The sequence below is a fragment of the Nostoc sp. genome (assembly GCF_036919675.1).
Classification (GTDB): domain Bacteria; phylum Cyanobacteriota; class Cyanobacteriia; order Cyanobacteriales; family Nostocaceae; genus Nostoc.
The window spans coordinates 1-19,702 of record NZ_JBALCP010000064.1 but is presented as its reverse complement, the minus strand read 5'-3'; the positions used below and the strand labels follow the sequence as shown (position 1 = coordinate 19,702).

The 19,702-nt window shown below is 41.7% G+C and carries 18 protein-coding genes; 6 read left to right on the top strand and 12 right to left on the bottom strand.

What is annotated here, in order from left to right; all coding sequences use genetic code 11:
• Window positions 1–23: 23 nt before the first annotated feature.
• The 3 genes from V7K49_RS13445 to V7K49_RS13435 all read right to left on the bottom strand — a co-directional run bounded on the left by V7K49_RS13445 (window position 24) and on the right by V7K49_RS13435 (window position 2,705).
• Window positions 24–323 (bottom strand): protealysin inhibitor emfourin, encoded by a 300-nt coding sequence (locus V7K49_RS13445; protein ID WP_335205957.1) that lies wholly within the window; start codon window positions 321–323, stop codon window positions 24–26.
• Between the two features lie 164 nt (window positions 324–487).
• Window positions 488–1,573, bottom strand: coding sequence for a M4 family metallopeptidase (locus V7K49_RS13440; RefSeq protein WP_335205956.1), 1,086 nt, complete (start codon window positions 1,571–1,573; stop codon window positions 488–490).
• 415 nt (window positions 1,574–1,988) lie between these two features.
• Window positions 1,989–2,705, bottom strand: coding sequence for a class I SAM-dependent methyltransferase (locus tag V7K49_RS13435; protein ID WP_335205955.1), 717 nt, complete (start codon window positions 2,703–2,705; stop codon window positions 1,989–1,991).
• Window positions 2,706–3,666: 961 nt separating this feature from the next.
• On the opposite strand from V7K49_RS13435, the gene V7K49_RS13430 reads away from it, so the two are divergent.
• From V7K49_RS13430 to V7K49_RS13420, 3 genes are all read left to right on the top strand, one after another.
• Window positions 3,667–4,899 carry a sedoheptulose 7-phosphate cyclase gene (locus V7K49_RS13430; protein WP_334874246.1) on the top strand — a complete coding sequence of 411 codons (1,233 nt, stop codon included), beginning with the start codon at window positions 3,667–3,669 and terminating at the stop codon, window positions 4,897–4,899.
• 4 nt (window positions 4,900–4,903) lie between these two features.
• Window positions 4,904–5,737 (top strand): O-methyltransferase, encoded by an 834-nt coding sequence (locus tag V7K49_RS13425; RefSeq protein WP_335205954.1) that lies wholly within the window; start codon window positions 4,904–4,906, stop codon window positions 5,735–5,737.
• Window positions 5,738–6,046: 309 nt separating this feature from the next.
• Window positions 6,047–7,444 carry an ATP-grasp domain-containing protein gene (locus V7K49_RS13420; protein WP_335205952.1) on the top strand — a complete coding sequence of 466 codons (1,398 nt, stop codon included), beginning with the start codon at window positions 6,047–6,049 and terminating at the stop codon, window positions 7,442–7,444.
• Window positions 7,445–8,068: 624 nt separating this feature from the next.
• On the opposite strand, the gene V7K49_RS13415 is transcribed toward V7K49_RS13420, so the two are convergent.
• Together V7K49_RS13415 and V7K49_RS13410 are read right to left on the bottom strand one after the other, a co-directional pair.
• The gene (locus tag V7K49_RS13415; RefSeq protein ID WP_335205951.1) at window positions 8,069–9,064 is read right to left on the bottom strand and encodes a nodulation protein NodZ; all 996 of its coding nucleotides are present in this window, start codon (window positions 9,062–9,064) and stop codon (window positions 8,069–8,071) included.
• Between the two features lie 578 nt (window positions 9,065–9,642).
• Window positions 9,643–11,913, bottom strand: a complete 2,271-nt coding sequence (locus V7K49_RS13410; protein WP_334874238.1) for a RelA/SpoT family protein — start codon at window positions 11,911–11,913, stop codon at window positions 9,643–9,645.
• Between the two features lie 292 nt (window positions 11,914–12,205).
• Between V7K49_RS13410 and patD the strand changes: the two genes are divergently transcribed.
• On the top strand, window positions 12,206–12,559 hold the full coding sequence (gene patD / locus V7K49_RS13405; RefSeq protein ID WP_335205950.1) for a heterocyst frequency control protein PatD: 354 nt from the start codon (window positions 12,206–12,208) through the stop codon (window positions 12,557–12,559).
• Between the two features lie 269 nt (window positions 12,560–12,828).
• On the opposite strand, the gene V7K49_RS13400 is transcribed toward patD, so the two are convergent.
• A complete protein-coding gene (locus V7K49_RS13400) occupies window positions 12,829–13,425 on the bottom strand; it encodes a TetR/AcrR family transcriptional regulator (protein ID WP_335205949.1) in 597 nt (198 codons plus the stop codon).
• A 299-nt stretch (window positions 13,426–13,724) separates the two neighbouring features.
• Between V7K49_RS13400 and V7K49_RS13395 the strand changes: the two genes are divergently transcribed.
• Window positions 13,725–15,314 carry a DHA2 family efflux MFS transporter permease subunit gene (locus V7K49_RS13395; RefSeq protein WP_335205948.1) on the top strand — a complete coding sequence of 530 codons (1,590 nt, stop codon included), beginning with the start codon at window positions 13,725–13,727 and terminating at the stop codon, window positions 15,312–15,314.
• Window positions 15,315–15,330: 16 nt separating this feature from the next.
• Here the strand turns inward: V7K49_RS13395 and V7K49_RS13390 are convergent, their stop codons facing one another.
• Both V7K49_RS13390 and V7K49_RS34670 read right to left on the bottom strand, forming a co-directional pair.
• Entirely contained in the window at window positions 15,331–15,699 is a 369-nt protein-coding gene (locus tag V7K49_RS13390) for a zinc ribbon domain-containing protein (protein WP_442948668.1), read from the bottom strand.
• On the bottom strand, window positions 15,680–15,790 hold the full coding sequence (locus V7K49_RS34670; protein ID WP_442948667.1) for a helix-turn-helix domain-containing protein: 111 nt from the start codon (window positions 15,788–15,790) through the stop codon (window positions 15,680–15,682). Before V7K49_RS34670 ends, V7K49_RS13390 begins: the two co-directional genes overlap by 20 nt.
• A 965-nt stretch (window positions 15,791–16,755) precedes the next feature.
• Between V7K49_RS34670 and cysH the strand changes: the two genes are divergently transcribed.
• Window positions 16,756–17,481, top strand: a complete 726-nt coding sequence (gene cysH / locus V7K49_RS13385; protein WP_335205946.1) for a phosphoadenosine phosphosulfate reductase — start codon at window positions 16,756–16,758, stop codon at window positions 17,479–17,481.
• 139 nt (window positions 17,482–17,620) lie between these two features.
• Here cysH and V7K49_RS13380 read toward each other — a convergent pair whose 3' ends face one another.
• The 4 genes from V7K49_RS13380 to V7K49_RS13365 all read right to left on the bottom strand — a co-directional run bounded on the left by V7K49_RS13380 (window position 17,621) and on the right by V7K49_RS13365 (window position 19,609).
• Entirely contained in the window at window positions 17,621–17,872 is a 252-nt protein-coding gene (locus V7K49_RS13380) for a hypothetical protein (RefSeq protein WP_335205945.1), read from the bottom strand.
• Window positions 17,835–18,395 carry a hypothetical protein gene (locus V7K49_RS13375; RefSeq protein ID WP_335205944.1) on the bottom strand — a complete coding sequence of 187 codons (561 nt, stop codon included), beginning with the start codon at window positions 18,393–18,395 and terminating at the stop codon, window positions 17,835–17,837. Before V7K49_RS13375 ends, V7K49_RS13380 begins: the two co-directional genes overlap by 38 nt.
• A gap of 147 nt (window positions 18,396–18,542) precedes the next feature.
• Window positions 18,543–18,719, bottom strand: a complete 177-nt coding sequence (locus V7K49_RS13370; RefSeq protein WP_335205943.1) for a hypothetical protein — start codon at window positions 18,717–18,719, stop codon at window positions 18,543–18,545.
• A 20-nt stretch (window positions 18,720–18,739) separates the two neighbouring features.
• On the bottom strand, window positions 18,740–19,609 hold the full coding sequence (locus V7K49_RS13365) for a trypsin-like peptidase domain-containing protein (protein WP_335205942.1): 870 nt from the start codon (window positions 19,607–19,609) through the stop codon (window positions 18,740–18,742).
• Between the last annotated feature and the right edge of the window lie 93 nt (window positions 19,610–19,702).

Here is a 19,702-nt window from a genome sequence, read left to right as displayed (position 1 = left end):
CTTGATTTAATTTTTTCAGCAAATTACCTTTTTTGTGCTAAATTTTGTAGCCATTCAATTAGGGGTCTTAAGGTTCCTGGCAATGCTGCTTCACTGACAGTCACTGTATGCTGCTTACCGTTATCTTCTACTGTTAACTTATACTGAAAGCGATCGCTCTGGGGATTTGGCGAAGTAATTTGTTCAGGTAATCTAAATAAATCAGCAGCTTCCACTAGGCAAGAAAGTGTGGCGGCTTCATTTGGCGGGAGAGTGTCTGTATCAACGGTTGTTTTCTTGGTAATCCCAGCAAAGCCGCCCGTGCGTTCAAAGGATATTCGCATTTTTTTGCTCTCCGTTGTGCTACTTAGTTGGGAGAAATACAAAGACTGGGAAATGATAGTTTTCACCTCTCAGTTTAGCAACAACAAACAACACATCTAAAAGTAAAGTTAGGAGTTAAAAGTTAGGAGTTAGAAGTTAAGAAAAAACTCCTAACTCCTCACTCCTAACTCTTTATAACTCCTACCTTTTGCCAAGCGCTCTGCACAGCTTTCTGCTCATTACTCCCATCACCGTAGAGTTCACCAGCAACTTGAATGGTGACGGTGGCAGCTTTTTTAAAATCTGCTTTGGCACTCAGGCGATCGCGTAAAGCTATGTACCATATTTTACCAACTGTTTCCCAGGCATAGCCTCCAATTTCCACAGCCGCTAGATAAAAAGCATAGTTAGGAATTCCTGAGTTGATATGCACCCCGCCGTTATCATCAGAACCAGTATATTTATCTTTCACATGGGCTGGTTGCGGATCTTTACCCAGTACTGGATCATCGTATGCTGTTCCTGGTGCTTTCATTGAGCGCAGGGCAACACCTTTGACAGTCGATGCCAAAAGACCTTCGCCAATCAGCCAATCAGCCTCTTGTGCAGTTTGATTTTTGGTCTTTTGTTTCACGAGGGAACCGAAGATATCAGAAAAGGATTCATTCAGTGCCCCTGGTTCGCCATAATACTGTAAACCCGCTTCATGCTGGGTTACACCATGAGTTAGCTCATGCCCAATCACATCAATTGACTTCGTGAAGCCTTGAAACAGTTCTCCGTCCCCATCACCATAAACCATTTGGTCACCGTTCCAAAAGGCGTTGTCATATTTGACGCCATAATGCACAGTGGAGTCTAAACGCAGTCCCTTGTCATCAATCGAATTGCGATCGAATATCTCATGAAACAAGTCATAAGTAGCACCAGCAGCATCATAGGCTTCATTCACTGCTGTATCACTGCTAGGAGGATCGCCCTCAGCACGCACCAATGTGCCGGGGAGTTGCTGCCCATTTTTAACATCATAAATAGTGCGGCGCTTCTCACCCGGAGAAGGTGCAAATGAGACATTACCTATGACATTTCTCCGTCCCAGAAATTGTGCCGAAACATTTAATGTATGAAAAGCCCAACTCCGCTGCTGGGGGTTGCCATTCACCGCCACATTTTCCAGCATGTGGGGCGGAACAATACAACAAATCGGGCACCTAGAGGCAAGTGGACGCTCATACTTAAACCCAGCTGATTTCTTTTTATTTCGAGCCATCCAAGATATTCTCCTTTTGAAACTAAGTGATGGCAAACAGTGGCTTTCACTGCACTGGAGAAAAGAGCAGAAAAACGAATCAAAATCGCGTCTCCCTGGTTTTTTTTCTGAAGAAAATTCTCTCCTTTGTATTTTTAGATAGGTCTGTGGAGGATTGATAGTACCCTTACGGGTACTTCTGATGTGTAAATATTGCATAAAAATACAAGGACAGCTTCGATATCGCAAGTTTCAGCCAAAATCCTTGGGTGAGTTAGCAAGACCTCCTTCACAGACCTAACGCGTTTATATGTTAGTTCTTATCAAGGGAAATAATCTTATTTATTGCTGTTTTGTTACCATAAGGCTGCTAATTCTATAAATACCGATTGGGGACAGGTAAATCCTAAATCTAGGCATCCAAAACCTCAAATTTTCATAGCCAGCCACCAAACACCGCCAGACCATAATATTTCCAAGGCACTGTAACTATCTTAAATCCAGCTTTGGTCAACATTTCTAAATGAGCATCCAAGGTAGCTACCTGGTCTTGACTGGAGTAACCTTGGGTAGTGCTAGTGCCACGTTTAGCGCGAATCTCTGTTAAACTAATTCCCTGTTGGACAGCCCATTCCTCTCGTGCCGCTCTGTAAACTTCTGCTAAGGCTGGTGATTCTGGTAGAGTAGGATCTGCATTCCAAAAACAGCCGTCTTTACTGAGGCTAGCAGCAATTCGCTCAAATAACTTCAATTTCATCTCATCCTGGAGATGGTGGATTGCCAAAGATGAGACACAGGCATCAAATTCGCTACCAATATCTAACTTCCCTGGATTATTTGCCCAATCGCCAAAGTCTGCTTGTGTACCAGCCCACCGTTGTTGATATCCTGCTACTGTGATTTTATCTTGGGCAAATTGCAGCATTCGAGGTGAGTAATCTAGGGCGATTACTTGGGCATTTGGACAGCGGTTGAGTATCTTGAGACTAAGTTCCCCTGTACCACAACCTAATTCTAAAATACGCCCACTTGGGGAAAGTAGACAACGGGTAATTACCTCCAACATCTCATCGTATCTGGGTAACAGTTGGCGAATACCAGTGTCAAAATCAGCAGTGTTGGCGAATACCTCTCCGGGAAATAGCTGTTGCATGGGGATCAGAACAAATAGACACACTAATCAATATTAATCATCCATCATTACTGAGATCCGCGCTACATCGTAGGAGCAACTTTTAGTATTAAAAAATATCTTCTCAATATACTTTTGGCAGAATACATATGTCGCATTTTATGTTATGTACCAGCAAGTTATCTCTCAATTTAAGCTGAAATCCCATGATTTTGAACGAAAAAGCCAATTTAACTCTTTTTTAAGATTTGTAAAAAATAATTGCTCATGTATTGAGTTAAACTGATATGTGTAATTAGTAACTCTGATAAATTAAAATTTTTGGTTTTCAAAAGTTACTGACTTTGGTATATTAAATACTGAACAGAAAGTTAACTGAATCAAACTAGAAGTCCACTGCCATTCTGGGTAAAACAGAGTGTAGCAAGTTTAGCGATAAAAGGTTCGAGACGAATGCTAAAAAACAGCGAACTGAAGGTTAATCAGGGCTGTAATCTCAAATGGAAGCCCGGAGATAAACTATTTATCCAGTTTTCTCTCTTAGAAATTTTGCGAATTAAAACAGTTGTAAAACCTCTATATCTATAGATGGATATAGCATAGTTCATCGTGAAGTTAATCTGCATTCAGGTGAATTTACTATAAGTCAATACAGGAGTTAATCTAAATTAAGGTTAACTTGCTGAATTTAGGTCAACAATCCCAAAAGAGCGCAAGTGTCATGCCTATATTTTTGAATGGGACTAGTTGATTAGTCTTGAGGCAACCTCGAATAAGAGGTTAACAGAATTTAGCTAAATAACGGTGTTAGTTAGTAACATCGTTTGCTAATAGTAATAAGCTTTTCTTGAGAAAGCTTGCTTTAGGGTGGCGGAAGTTTTCGGTGTCCATGAGCCTCATTTGTTATTGCCACACATCAGGGTGAATCTAAAATTTTGCCGGAATTTTCACAAATTTCTCAATTAGATCAAGGTTAACAGTAATGAATAATGTTCAAGCATCGTTTCAAGCAACGGAAGCTGAATTTCGCGTGGAAGGTTACGAAAAAATTGAGTTTAATCTTGTCTATGTCAACGGTGCATTTGATATCAATAACAGAGAAATTGCAGACAGCTATAAAAAATTTGGTCGCTGTCTGACTGTGATTGATGCGAATGTCAATCGACTATATGGCAAGCAAATCAAGTCATATTTTAGACACTATGACATTGATCTAACTGTAGTTCCGATTGTGATTACTGAGCCAGCTAAAAACCTTGCAACCTTTGAAAAAATTGTTGATGCTTTTTCTGACTTTGGCTTAATCCGCAAGGAACCAGTGTTAGTAGTGGGTGGTGGTTTAATCACTGATGTAGCTGGGTTTGCGTGTGCTGCTTACCGTCGCAAGAGTAACTACATTCGCGTTCCTACCACACTGATTGGTTTGATTGATGCAGGTGTGGCGATTAAGGTTGCAGTCAACCATCACAAGTTTAAAAATCGCTTGGGTGCATATCATGCTCCTTTGAAAGTTATCCTTGATTTCTCCTTTTTACAAACATTACCAACGGCTCAAGTTCGTAATGGGATGGCAGAGTTAGTCAAAATTGCTGTTGTTGCTAACTCTGAAGTCTTTGAATTGCTGGATGAGTATGGCGAAGAACTGCTTTCCACTCACTTTGGATATGTGAATGGCACAAGTGAACTGAAAGCGATCGCTCACAAACTCAATTACGAGGCAATTAAAACTATGCTGGAGTTAGAAACTCCTAACTTGCATGAATTAGACCTTGATCGCGTCATTGCCTACGGTCATACTTGGAGTCCGACCTTAGAATTAGCTCCGATGATACCCCTGTATCACGGTCATGCAGTCAATATAGACATGGCTTTATCTGCAACCATTGCAGCAAGACGTGGCTACATTACACCTGAAGAACGCGATCGCATTCTAAGCCTGATGAATCGTATAGGTTTATCAATCGATCATCCTCTACTAGATGGAGATTTGCTCTGGTATGCTACCCAGTGTATTAGCTTGACGCGAGATGGCAAACAACGCGCAGCGATGCCGAAACCCATTGGTGAGTGCTTTTTTGTCAACGATTTTACCCGTGAAGAATTAAATGCAGCCTTAGCCGAACACAAACATCTGTGTGCTACATACCCTCGTGGTGGAGATGGGATTGACGCTTACATAGAAACTCAAGAAGAATCCAAACTATTGGGAGTGTGAAAACATGACCAGTATTTTAGGACGAGATACCGCTAGACCGATAACGCCACACAGCATTCTGGTGGCGCAGCTACAGAAAACCCTCAGAATAGCAGAGGAAAGTAATATCCCTTTAGAGATATTGACATCTCTGCGCCAAGGGTTCCAATTGGCGGTGGGTTTAGATCCTTACCTGGATGATTGCACTACCCCCGAATCGACAGCATTGACAGCACTAGCGCAGAAAACCAGCAAAGAAGATTGGAGTAAACGCTTTAGTGATGGTGAAACAGTGCGTCAACTAGAGCAGGAAATGCTCTCAGGACATCTTGAAGGACAGACACTGAAGATGTTTGTGCATATGACCAAGGCCAAAACCATCCTAGAAGTGGGAATGTTCACAGGATATTCAGCTTTGGCGATGGCGGAAGCATTACCAGATGATGGACGACTGATTGCTTGTGAGGTAGATTCTTATGTTGCCGAATTTGCTCAAACTTGCTTTCAGGAGTCTCCCCACGGTGACAAGATTGTTGTAGAAGTGGCACCCGCTCTACAAACACTCCACAAGCTGGCGGCCGCACAAGAATCATTTGATCTGATCTTCATTGATGCCGATAAAAAGGAGTACGTAGAGTACTTTAAAGTGATTTTGGATACTCACTTACTGGCTACCGACGGGTTAATCTGCGTAGATAATACTCTGTTGCAGGGACAAGTTTACCTACCATCTGAACAGCGGACTGCCAATGGCGAGGCGATCGCTCAATTCAACCGTATTGTCACCGCAGATCCTCGTGTAGAGCAAGTTCTGTTACCCATACGAGATGGTCTGACTTTGATTAGACGCTTAGTGTAAGAGGTGCAGAAAATTCGGGTAGTTCTCAATTCAAGGCATCACAAAAAGGCGATTTGATAGCGGTTCTCATTTGGATGCAATATCCAATAGAGGCGTACAGTGTCAACCTAAAGCTAGGGCGAATAGAATTCGCGGCTACACAAACTCTCGTCCGCCTCCGTGGACTAAGGACAAATTGAGGGTTTGAAACCCACGAGGTGGGTAAAGCTTGTGTAGACGCGGTTTCTAACCGCCGTAACGTTGAGTTGACACCAATGTACAGCTGTACGTCCCTACAAAAGACCGCATTCCACGCAAAGGAATAAAATTATGGCCCAATCAGTTTCTTTATCTGTTCCTGAATCCATAACGCCATTAAAGGGTGTGAGGACAAAAATAGTAGCTCTATTCAAGACTCTTGCTACTCTAGCACTATTGCTGATAGCCTTGCCTATCAACGGTTTTGTAGTTTTACTATCCCTGCTGTGGGGCATTGTGCGTCGCCTGTTTACAAAAAAACCTGGCTTTGCTGCTCATCCTCAGAATATCTTGGTGAGTGGGGGCAAAATGACCAAAGCATTGCAACTTGCCCGTTCCTTCCATGCAGCAGGACACAGAGTTATTCTGATTGAAGGTCACAAATACTGGCTATCTGGGCATAGATTCTCAAATGCTGTGAGTCGTTTTTATACGGTTCCTACACCACAAGACGACCCAGAAGCCTACACCCAGGCGCTATTGGAAATTGTCAAACAAGAAAATATTGACGTTTATGTACCCGTATCCAGCCCTGTAGCTAGTTATTACGACTCTTTGGCAAAATCTGCACTGTCAGAATACTGTGAGGTTTTCCACTTCGATGCTGATATAACCAAGATGCTGGATGATAAATTTGCCTTTACCGATCAGGCGCGATCGCTTGGTTTATCTGTTCCCAAGTCTTTTAAAATCATTGATCCTGAGCAAGTTATCAATTTCGATTTTAGTAAAGAAACGCGCAAATATATTCTTAAGAGTATTTATTACGACTCAGTTCGCCGCTTAAATTTAACAAAACTTCCCTGTGATACCCCTGAAGAAACAGCAGCATTTGTCAAGAGTTTACCCATCAACCCAGAAAAACCTTGGATTATGCAAGAATTTATTCCTGGGAAAGAATTATGCACCCATAGCACGGTGCGGGATGGAGAATTAAGGTTGCATTGCTGCTCAAATTCTTCTGCATTTCAGATTAACTACGAAAATGTCGAAAATCCCCAAATTCGGGAATGGGTGCAACACTTCGTCAAAAGTTTGGGGCTGACTGGACAAGTGTCTCTTGACATTATCCAAGCTGAAGATGGTACGGCATACGCCATTGAATGTAATCCTCGCACCCATTCGGCAATTACAATGTTCTACAATCACCCAGGTGTTGCAGAAGCCTATCTTGGTAAAACTCCTCTACCTGCACCTCTAGAACCATTAACTAATAGCAAGCCTACTTACTGGATATATCACGAAATCTGGCGATTGACTGGGATTCGTTCTGGGAAACAATTGCAAACTTGGTTAAAGAACTTAGTCCGAGGCACAGATGCCGTCTATCGCATGGATGATCCGATACCATTTTTAACTTTGCACCATTGGCAGATTACCTTACTTCTGCTAAAAAATCTGCAACAACTCAAAGGCTGGGTAAAGATTGATTTTAATATCGGCAAACTGGTGGAATTAGGGGGCGACTGAGGGTAGGGAGTTAGGAGTTAGTAATTCTTCTCCCTCATCTTCTAATACGGTTCGGATAAGACTCGATTCCCTCCAACCCCCCTTTATAGCGCTTCTCCTTTGAATACAATACGCTCTGACCTCTCTCCTAAAAGGAAAGAGGCTTTGAATCTTACTCCCCAACGCTAGTAGGGAAGAGGCTGGGGGTTAGGTCTGTATTCCATGCAATTGAGAACCGCTATATAAGGCTACGGTGTATACACAGGTTTGAAATAACTTACAAATTTGGGTTTGAGCGTCAGCTTTACTCTACCCTAACCCTCCCCGATGTATTGGGGAGGGAACATGATTTATCATTTCCACCCTTTACAGGGGGGTAATCTGTGCAATGCAAATCACACTAAAAAACTAACTTATACTAAGTTGCCTTCTAATGTATAATTTAAGTTAGCCCTAAGCTTTTTGGCGATTTTTGCGTAAGTCCTAAGTTTATCTCTTTCAATTCAAAAACAAAGTACAATATTGCTGAAAGGTTGGTGAAGTCGTCAGGCTAGGTATAATTCTGTGGAATTGGGGTTTCAAACTTAAATTCCACAACGCCAAATCACGAATCCGTTACACCTGAATTGTGAACTGCTATAGTCACTAAAGAATTTCCTTTTCTCTGAGCCAAGAAATTAAGTTTTTGACTTTTCCTCTTAAAGTGTATTGAGAAGTCTCAATTGTATTAGTTTCTGGGATATCAGAAATTAACTTTGCAACTACACCAAACGTAGAAGTTTTATCGTATATTAGATAATTACATTTGCTTAAAAGATAGATATCTACTAAAGCTTGAACACCATTTTCAAACCTATCTGGACATTCAGGATTCTGATGTAAAGAAGATCCTGACATTGGATACCACTTATCTGTTACTAAAATATTAGTATATTTAGTTCTAAAAAAATCCTCTACTTCCTTATTATCAGTTGCTAAAAATATCAAAATTTTAGGATCTTTTTCATAAATCTTATCAATAAAATTTAAGTATGTATTAATTGAAGATTTTCTATCAGTATATCTAACATGAACCCCCATTACATTATCTTCAAAAGAATTATCTATAGTTTTTTTTATAGTTGCTTGAATATTAGGTTGTAAACTCAGATTTTCTCTAATTATCTTTTTTAAGATAGTTTCATTACTCAGTCTTTGGAGATAAGCAAAATCACCTGAAAAATGTTGTCTTAGCTTATAAGTCTCTGTTAAAAACGACCATCTAATCAAAACATCTTCACTATAATCGATCCGGGACATATTAGTAGTATATTTTGCCCATATTCTAGGGTTATTGTATCTCAAATCAGCTTCAGATTCATATAATCCCAATACTTCATTCACAGATTTCTCTAAGTTATTCTTCCATAAACTTGGATTGACAGATTGAGTAGAAGGTATTTCTGAAGCTTGAGTAAGATGATGAAGATTAAAATAATTAGGAAAAACATTGCTGCGATTATTGGAGTAAGTCTCATCGCTCCAATCAACAACTATCTTTCTATTAGTAAGCTGAGTATATAAAATACTGTCCAAGAGAGCGAGAAAACGATTTCCCATCCCTGCTTTCCCTTTCGCTACTAAAAATTTATCTCCAACCATTTCTAATTCCTCCTAACAACTTTAAAATCAAATAAGTGATTGTTCATCGGGTGTAATCAACATAAAACACCTTTGATAGAATCAATAATGAACCAACAAAACTAAGCATAACTAAATAAATCATCCTGATCTGACGCTTGAGGGAGTTTTTTCCAATCTTCTGATGAAACTAGGACTTACCCATTGACAGGAAAGACCAAATATGGGTAATTTGAAAAACTACATCTACCGTCGGGGCACAGCAATGCTGTGCCTGTAAGGCGCGAGTCTATTTCCCCTTAAAGAATGATTAATAAAAGCCTAAAACGTCCTATTTTGGGAAATGCATATCATGATTGATTTGTACAGTGCGTAAGTCGGATAAATTCCCTTTCAGTAAACACAGCTATTTTGCTCAATGTTTTATAGTTTACCAAAATCATGTCATTAATGATAACCCAAATCAATGATTGACAAACCTGACCAGGAAGGTTTTATCTCTTTAGACGTAATTTCTAGCCACCATATTGAGTTTCCCAACAGGCTGCTAGGATGTTGGCAAGAGAAGGTTTTTTGTTATGGGGATACTGATACCCCTACTACTCGTCAATTTGACCAACGCGGCGGATATTCAGAATGTCGCTCATTTTCTTAATTTGGACGAACACTTGCTCTAGTTGAGAGCGATCGCGTATATCTATTCCTAAGTCCATCAATGCAGGTTGACCAGTAGCGGTTTTCACCTGGGCATGGCGGACATTGATTCCTTGGTCACTCAACCGTGACAAAATATCCTTTAGCACCCCTACGCGGTCAAGGGCTTCAATTTGAACATCTACTGGGTAAGTGTGCGGGCGACCACTATTTTCGGCGACTGGGTTCCACCTAACTGGTACTAAACGCTCATACTCCACACTCTCCAGATTATGACAGCCTTGGCGATGAATTGAAATCCCTCTACCTCGCGTCACTACACCAATAATCGGTTCGCCAGGAATCGGCGTACAACACCCAGCTAAATAATACACCAAACCTTCTACCCCAACAATTGGCGAATCTGTGGAGCGCGAGGTAGTTGCAGGTGCATCTCGCAAAGCTTTTGATGTAGTTGGTTCTTTGGGGAGAAATGGCGGCACAGTGGAAACTGGTTGTTGTCCCTTCGCCACTTCTCGCCAACGATTTAGCACTAGATTCAATGTCACTTCACCGTAACCCAAACCGGCAAGTAAATCTTCCACGCTGTGGTAGTTACACTTTTCGGCGACAATCTCCATTGCATCCGACTTCAGCAGACTATCAAAACCAGTTTTACCAAGTTCCTTTTCTAACAATTCCCGTCCACGAGCGACATTTTCTTCCCGGCGCGATCGCTTGTACCATTGTTTTATCCGATATTTCGCCGCCGAAGTTCTGACAAAGTTCAACCAATCCAAACTCGGATGGCTATTCTTTTGGGTGAGAACCTCTACAATATCGCCATTTTGTAGCCGTGTTGACAGAGATACCATTCGCCCATTCACCCGCGCCCCGGAACAATGGTTCCCCACTTCCGTATGAATGCGATAAGCAAAATCTACAGTAGTAGCACCTGGACTTAAAGGAACAACATCCCCCTTAGGGGTGAAGACATAGACATCATCTTCAAATAAATTGTCTTTGACGCTATCAAGATATTCTTGTGCATCCTTGAGATCAGTTTGCCATTCCAGCAGCTGCCGCAGCCAAGTAAACTTGTCATCTGTCGCTGTCAAATGGCTAATACTAGAACCTCCTGTTTCTTTGTACTTCCAATGGGCAGCAATCCCATACTCCGCGATATGATGCATTTCGACAGTCCGAATTTGCACCTCCAAAGGACGACCAGTTAGTCCAATCACTCCAGTATGCAACGACTGGTAACGGTTAGGCTTTGGCAATCCAATATAGTCCTTAAATCTCCCAGGAATTGGGCGAAAAGCATCATGAACCACTGCCAACGCCCGATAGCATTCCTCATTGGTTTGGACAATAATCCGCAGCGCAGCCAAATCGTAAATTTCATGAAATTCCTTTTGCTGGCGGTGCATTTTTTGGTAAATGCCATAAAGGTGCTTAGGGCGACCGCTGAGTTCTTGAAACTGGATTCCGGTTTGCTGCAAACGTTCTCGCAAAATGTTCGTAGTTTTGTCCAACTTCTCTTGTCGCGCCGTCCGTTTTTCGGAAACATGCTCCTGCATTTCGCGGTAAGCTTCCGGTTCCAAATACTTAAAAGCCAAGTCTTCCAGTTCCCACTTAATTCGCCAGATCCCCAGGCGATTGGCTAAAGGCGCGAAGATATCTCGCGTTTCCTGGGCACTGCGGCGGCGGCTGGCTTCTGACATGTATTGTAAAGTTCGCATATTATGCAAACGATCAGCCAACTTCACCACAATTACCCGAATATCTTGTGCCATTGCCAAAAACATCCGCCGGAAGTTTTCCGCTTGACTTTCGGTTTTGCTGGTGAAATTGATTTTAGAAAGCTTGGTGACACCTTCGACCAATTGTCGCACTTCTGGTCCAAAGCGTTCTTCTATTTCTTGACTTGTAACTTCTGTATCTTCAACGACATCATGGAGAAATCCAGCTGCTATCATAGCAGCACTACCTCCCAAGTCACGCAGCAAGTCAGCTACAGCGATGGGATGAGCAATGTATGGTTCTCCCGATTTGCGATATTGACCTTGATGCAGTTGGTAGGCAAATTCAAATGCGCGACCAATTAAAACTGCATCATTGTGCCTTCGGTCATCTTCCGCTTCGCCGCTAATTGTCGATGACTCCTTCAAACATTTTTTTAACCATTCTGGAATGGTTAGATCAACTAATGAATTTATAGCTAGGCTGCTCATACAATTGGGTTTAGAGTGGATCGGTAGATAATGTGAATGATAAATAAAACTGGCAGCATCGCCTTAAGAAGATGCTGTCGCCCAGAGACGGGTAGAAAAAACAGTGTCAGGATGATTCTCCAATTGCCGTTGGTAGTCATCCGGGGTAAGTTTCAAGGATCATAAAGAAAATCGATTGATGGGAAACAAAGCCTCAAATCATGATTTGAGGCTTTTAGTGCTGATAAGTCTTTAAGAAAGTTTATTGTAGAAGAAAAATTACTTGACATTAATATATCTTAATTAGTACTAGATGTCTTTAAATCGTGAGAAATATCTGGCACTCGTAACCTTGTTAGAGCAATTACGCTCCGATGCCACAACTAACCAAGTCGTTGCGCCCGAACTGCGAGTGCGTGTAGTCTCGTTGCGGCAATTTTTCGGGCAGCAAATTGTGCCTTTGGCTGATGAAAACTGGCGAGTGCAGTCTTATCAAACGGAGATGAGCAAGCAACTGCGCCTGTTGGAAATAGATGTGATGTTTTTGCAAGGAGCGCGGCAGGCTTCTACTGCACAAACAAGACTTCAGACGATTAGCGATCGCTTGACAACTCTCATTCAATACTGTGATGCCATTTTGCAACCAGAAGCGGAAGGAGAAAAATAACAATTGTTTACCTTTTTCTCTAATTAATCCATCATCTCATTTACGACCGTTGATGAAAAGTTATTTTGGTAACAAGTTGGACATTGGACATTGGGCATAGGGCATTGGGCATTGGACACTTGTACTGAGCATTCGCGTAGCGTCTCGTAGAGAAGCCGAAGTATTGGGCATTGGGAATTGGTTATTCTCGTTGTCCCTCTAAAGTTCTGATCTAAGAAAGCCTTAGATCAGACTTGTCTTCCTTGTCCCCATGCGCCATGTCCAATGCCCTATGCGCCATTCCCAATACCTTTGAGGAGAAGATTCATTGTGCGGCGCATGTACCCTTCTACTGGCTCGGTTGTAGGTTTGAAGATCAGTGCATAATATAGTGACCCGCTCACAAGATCGATAATTAAGTCTACGTCTGCATCCTTGTGAATTTCGCCTCTAGACTTTGCACGCTCAAGTACTTTAGAAAAGGCCTCACGTCGAAGTTTTGTATATTTTGTCCAGTAAACCTCTGCAAACTGAGGATTGCTAGACGCTGTACTAATTATTAAGGCGAGTGTTTGACGACCAAGGGGACTATGTATTTTTTTGGTGGCATTATTGATTAGGATATCCATGTCTCCCCAAAACCTGCCAGTATCGGGGATCGCTAAATCATCCCTCAGACTTTCTATCGCGTCTGCAACTAGTTCTTCTTTGGAAGTGTAACGCCGATAGATGGTCGTTTTACCAACTCCAGCCCGGGAAGCGATCGCTTCTATACTCATACTTTGATATCCTACGTCTGCAAGCAGATCCAAAGTCGCTTGCAGAATAGCTTGGTCAGCGTGGATGCTGCGTGGGCGTCCAGAAGGGCTGTTAATTTGGTTACTCATAAAAATATCATCCCCAAGCAATATCTTCTTGGCCATTTGCTTCTACTTCTGGGCATAGAACATACCCGATGGAAAACAAATAAGCCCTATGACCCAATTCTTATACATGAAAACAGCAGGAGTGACTATCCATCTTTAGCATAAGTATTTCTGCCACTTTTCATTGAAAACTCTCTTGACCGTTTTTATATGATACGCTACCGTAGCGTATACATACAATATTTAATTTTAGCTTTGGGTTGGGCTACGCCAAAGCCAGGTATCACTTTGACATCCTCCAAATATTATTTGTGCTAACAATGGCTACCAACATTAAACATTCAACTTTTGATCAATTTGGTTATGTGCAGGGGCCATTGAAGTGGGCGATCGCTTTCACGGCTTCCCTTGGTGCAATCTTGGAAGTGATTGATACCAGTATTGTTAACGTTGCTCTGACTGACATCCAAGCTAGTTTGGGTGCAACTGTTAGTGAAGTTGGTTGGGTGGTGACTGGATATGCGATCGCTAACGTCGTTTTAATTCCCTTATCTGCATGGCTGGGAGATTACTTTGGGCGCAAAACCTACTTCATCTTCTCGTTGATTGGCTTTACCCTTGCCTCCGTTTTATGCGGGTTGGCATTTAATTTACCGATGCTGGTTTTTTCTCGAATTCTTCAAGGTTTATGTGGTGGGGGGTTGCTAGCTAAAGCACAAGCGATTTTGTTCGAGACTTTTCCACCTGCTGAACAAGGTATGGCCCAGGCAGTTTTTGGGGTAGGTGTAATTTCTGGCCCAGCAATTGGCCCAACTTTAGGAGGATTCTTGGTAGATGGTTTGGGCTGGCGGTGGATTTTCTTTGTTAATATTCCCTTCGGGATCGTTGCAGTGGCGATGTCCTTTGTATTTTTGCTCAAAGACAAAGACAAGAACGAGACACAAAGCCAAGCCGTCGATTGGTTCGGGATTGGGTTTTTGGTCATCGCTGTTGGCTGTATGCAAACTTTGTTAGAGCAAGGAGAGGAAGACGATTGGTTTTCCTCCGGTTTCATTACCACGTTGGCGATCGCTAGTATTATCGGATTGGGACTGTTTATTTGGCGAGAACTGAAAACAGATCACCCGGCTGTGGATTTGAGAGTTTTGCGTCACCGTTCTTTAGCTGCGGGAAGCGTTCTCTCAGCATTGGTGGGTATGGGGCTTTATGGCACACTCTTTGCTGTACCGATATTTGCTCAGAGTGTGCTGCACTTTACAGCAACGCAGACAGGACTATTGTTAGCACCTGGGGCTTTAGCGTCTGCGATCGTTATGGTTTTATTAGGCAAACTGTCTAGTAAAATTGATGCCCGATTTTTAATTGCAATGGGCGCTGTCGGATCATCTGGAGTCATGTTTCAACTAGCAACAATAACCCCACAAACCGGCATAGATGATTTATTTTGGCCATTGGTATGGCGTGGGGCTTTTACTGTGTTGATGTTTCTCCCTTTGAGTTTGGCAGTTTTAGGCCCGCTACCCAAACAAGATGTTTCTGCCGGCTCTGGTTTCTACAACCTCACCCGACAACTAGGTGGTAGCATCGGCATTGCCCTACTCACCACTCTGCTTGATCGACGAGAGGCTTTTCATCGAGCCATCTTGTTAGCAAAACTTACTCCTTATGATGTAGAAACCAATCAGCGCCTTGATGCACTCAACGGGGCACTCCAAAGTCAAGGCATCGATGCGACTACATCTCAACAACAAGCACTAGCTTTATTAAGTCAAATAGTAGATACCCAAGCTGCTGTTTTATCTTACGCAGATTGCTTTCGAGTCGTAGGCGTGGCGTTCCTTTGCTCATTACCCCTGTTACTATTCCTGGGTAAAGGCGGTGCAAGAGCGAAAGCGCCAGTCGGTCATTAGGGGTAAAGTGAACTACCTACACTAACCTGACGGTACAGTGTAGGCTTCCCAATTCATTGGGGAAAGCCTGGGTCTTCATAGATTTTTTCCGTCCTGAAGACTTTGGTCTTACGTCCCCTCCAAGGGCAGAAGCGCTAGCTCCTAACGCCCATAATCGCAATCCTTCATTTTTAATATTTGTCGCGGCGTTAATGTCGGGGTCATGTTGTTTCTGACAGTGTGGACAATCTACAAACCTCACGCCCAAAGAATCATAGCCATTTTGCAGCATTGGAATTGGTAGTAGAGTCTGATTACAAAGCTGAGATGAGGCAAAAAATCTACCTATCTCTTGGTATGTATGACCAAATTTCTCAGCTTTGTACTTAACCATGGTTAGAAACATTCCACAACCAACGAGTATTACCGAAACACTGAGCCAGATAGGATTCTTGCTCATCTGTAGGATAGATTCTAACTAACAGCGCTCTGTACATGGCTCGAGCTTACCGTGAATACGTATTCATCGTAACAGAATCAAAGTATTTGTGCTCTTCCATTACAGAATATTTTGTTCGTTTCGTCGTTGTACTCCTCCCGGTTTTCGCTGCGCTCAAATCTGGTCAGACTACACTCCTCACCTCACTCGCAATTCATCTCAACACTGTACCTGAAAGGTACAGTGTTGAGATGAATTGCTGTTTAAGGTAAATAGCGATCACACCCCCATTTTAACATGAGTTCGACAAACCTCTCCCTGCCTTGAACTTTAGTTCAAGGCAGTCTCTCTGGGAGTCGGAGAAGGACAGGTTTTGCGTAGTCAAACCTCTTAGAGGTTTTTTGATTCGACGTAACTAGGCAGACATGATATAACCCGTCAAACTCACGTAATCTTAAATTCTCTGAATTGCAAAACTACGTAAAAACACGGTTTAAAGATTATTCTCTACCGGAAGTCACTGAAGAGGCTTAATATATACTGATATGTGTGGTTCAGAAAAGTAAAAGCCCTGCTCAGTTTTGAGCCGGACTATGTGAAGTTTTATTGCTAAAATTAGAAATCTTTGATTTTAGAAAAAGTTCATTATTGTAATAATGCTTACACTGGTCAACATCATTAAAGCGCCCATAATAATAGATTCACCTAAGGGATTGCGGGATTTTGAATTGTTCATTTAAGTAAAATCCTTTTTATTAATAGTTCCTTAACCATATCAACCTCAGTATAAATATCCATAAAAGTATTGTAAAACTTAAGAAACCGTAAAATTTCTTAGTAAATACTGGATTTCTTACCTGTGTATTAATTTTTACTTATAGTAGGTTATTCTCCTGGTCTCTCCAGTTCCATAATGTAGTAATTCCCGAACAGAATAATTACCTTATCTCCGAGCGGAATACGCGCCTTTGTGAGGTAAAATAAATATTAATCAAGGTAAAAATATTTGATCAGAAAATTATCATGACAGCTTCCACGGCATCTAGAAACCAAACGATCACTTTTGACTTAGACAAATTAAATGAGCAATTTGAAACTGCCACTCCAAAAGAAATACTGGCATGGTCTATAGACAATATCCCAACGGGACTGGTGCAAACGAGCGCCTTTAACGTGGATGACATGATAATTACCCATATTCTTTACAGTGAACTGAAGCATCCCGTTCCTGTGATATTTCTCGACACCTTGCACCACTTTGACGAAAGCCTAGAATTAGTTGCCAAAGCCAAACAAGTCTACAACCTGGATTTGCAAACTTACAAAACTCCAGATGTAGACACCCGCGAAGCCTTTGAAGCCAAATACGGCGACAAACTTTGGGACAAGGATATTGCCCAATTCCACCATGTTACAAAAATTGAACCACTGCTACGGGGTCTAGACGAACTCAACAGCGTCGCTTGGATCACCGGACGTCGCCGTGACCAAGCAGTAACGCGTGCTAATATGCCCATATTTGAATTAGACGGTAAAGGTCGGCTGAAAGTAAATCCCATAGCCGCCTGGACACGCCAAGACAGCTGGGTTTACGTGGCTGAACACGGAGTCATCTACAATCCCCTGCACGACAAAGGTTATCCCAGCATCGGCGACCAACCCATCACCACCAAAGTAGGCCAAGGCGAAGACGAACGCGCCGGACGCTGGCGGGGAAGTGAAAAAACAGAATGTGGGATTCATATTTAAGGGGAAGTAGGGAGTAGGGAGTGGGGAGTGGGGAATAGAAGAAAAGAAGAATTTTCCCCGACTCTCCCCTTCTGTGCTTATCTCTGCGCCTCTGCGGTTAGATAACACTGTTACACAACAAATTTAGAGGCTAGTTATATTAACCACTTTGCTGGAAAAGCTGCTCTAGAGAAGCTAATTCGGCTTCCGTCACTGCGTCAATCTGTGGCAAAGGTCGCTGCATAATTGAGTAAAGCGATCGCTTTTGCACTTTTGTAGATTGCAAACCAAGTTCCTTCAATTCCTCTTCAATTTTCAATTTCATATTGCGTCGGTCAGCTTTAGTTACATCAGTACTTTGGAAAATAGCTATTTCAATAGCAGGTAAAACAAATTTTTTTACTTTCATCATATTCTCCTGAAGAAATAGCATTTTGAGCTTGAGTAACTAGCTCTTTTATCGTTTTTAATGACTCCCAATCTTGCTGTTTGCGCTTTTCTATCCGAAACAGCATATAGCTATAGCCTTCCAGGGGTTTGCCATCACGTTTAAAAGTTTTCGTTGTCCCAGGTGAACCAAAACAGAGGCTATCATTGACAATACAAAGATTATCGCTGTTTATCTTGTTATCCTGCGCTAAAATTGCGGCAAAATAACCTGCTTTCAGAGAATTACTACCACCTCCATCAGCTTCAGAAAATGTTTGTTGGTAACCTAGTTCTAAGCGACGCTCACCAATATAGAGTAAATCTTCAATACCCCGATATACTGGTTCTGCTAGCTTTATAACGCTTGAAAGTTCCGGCACAGGTAACAATTCAGAAAATCTGCCCATCGTCTTAATAAACTTACCAATAGAGTCATTAGCAGCTATGCTAAATAAGCCTGCCTGTAACTCCACTAATCCATCATTGAAAGGAAATAAGGGTGTCAAAGGATAGTTGCACTGAATGACTTTATCCAGATTATCTGCTATTGATTTTTCTAATTGTCCAGGTGCAGCTAGATAGGGAATTATTACGGGTTTACCACCGTGATTGAAGCGGACAGCAGCATGAACAACTGGATATCTTTGCTTGAACTATTCTACATCTTTAGCCAAGCGCATCTCCACTAGCCAGATACGACAATAGGCTTCACCTGCAACAATGGGTTTTTCATCGTAGTCTACATCAACTCGATGTTTCGGTAGAGAAAGGGTTTTATATTTTGGAGCCTCATGGCTGAAAGTTTCAGATAAACTCTGGAAAAAGCTCATAAAATTATTCCTCTGTCACATCAACCTAAATGCGGTGAAATCTGATTCCAAATAGCACGAATGGGAATACCTCCCGTTGAACCTGGAGTCACGGTACGTCCTATACCAGGATTTCCTTGATGAATTGCAATAAGTTCCCATTGGCGATTAAAAATTGGTGCGCCAGAGGAACCGTCATCAGTTTTAAGATTATGGTCAATGTAATCTTCTCCTACTTGTGTAATTTGTCCAAAGTCGGAAATTATCACTGGGTTTCCTTGCGGATGATGGATAATACGAACATCTTGACCGCTATCTAATATAGACGTTTCATTAATAAAAATAGATTTTTGTTGTGTTTGAGCGTTGATTTTAAGTAACGTATAATCAAGGTGACTATTATTACTAATAAAATCTAATTTAAAAACATCCTTTTCTGATTCGTAACTTCTATCTTTATAGCCAAAGCGTACCCATGCTTTTTGCACTTGGCTCTTACTAAAAATGTGATGACAGGTTAGTAAAAAATTTTTTGTAATTAACACTCCTGTACCTATGGCGTTTCCTATAGGTGATTCGATTCTGCCAACTGTTTGACGAGCAATTAATGCTCTTAAATTTTCCTGACCTTTTTCGGCTAAACGATTAAATAATTCTACATCTTGGTTTCTAAATCCATAGATGGGTGCTAAATCCCGTAAAGACTCAAGTAAGTTTACCAACGGGTGATAGTTAAAATTATTATAAATTTGATGATTTTTAAATCCTGACACTAGTGCCTGAGCAAATATATTAGGTTGAACATCACATTTCAGATTACTTAAAAATGCAGGCTCAATACCAGCACTTTCTAAAAAGTTCTGGCGATTACTTGCTACATTCACCTTGATAGCAAAGTTATTTAGCGCCATAATACCAAGTTGCCAAAGATAGTATTGTTACATTCCGTTATATTGAACAGAGCCAAGAAAATCCGACTTCTCCCTTAACAGTTAGGGGGTTAT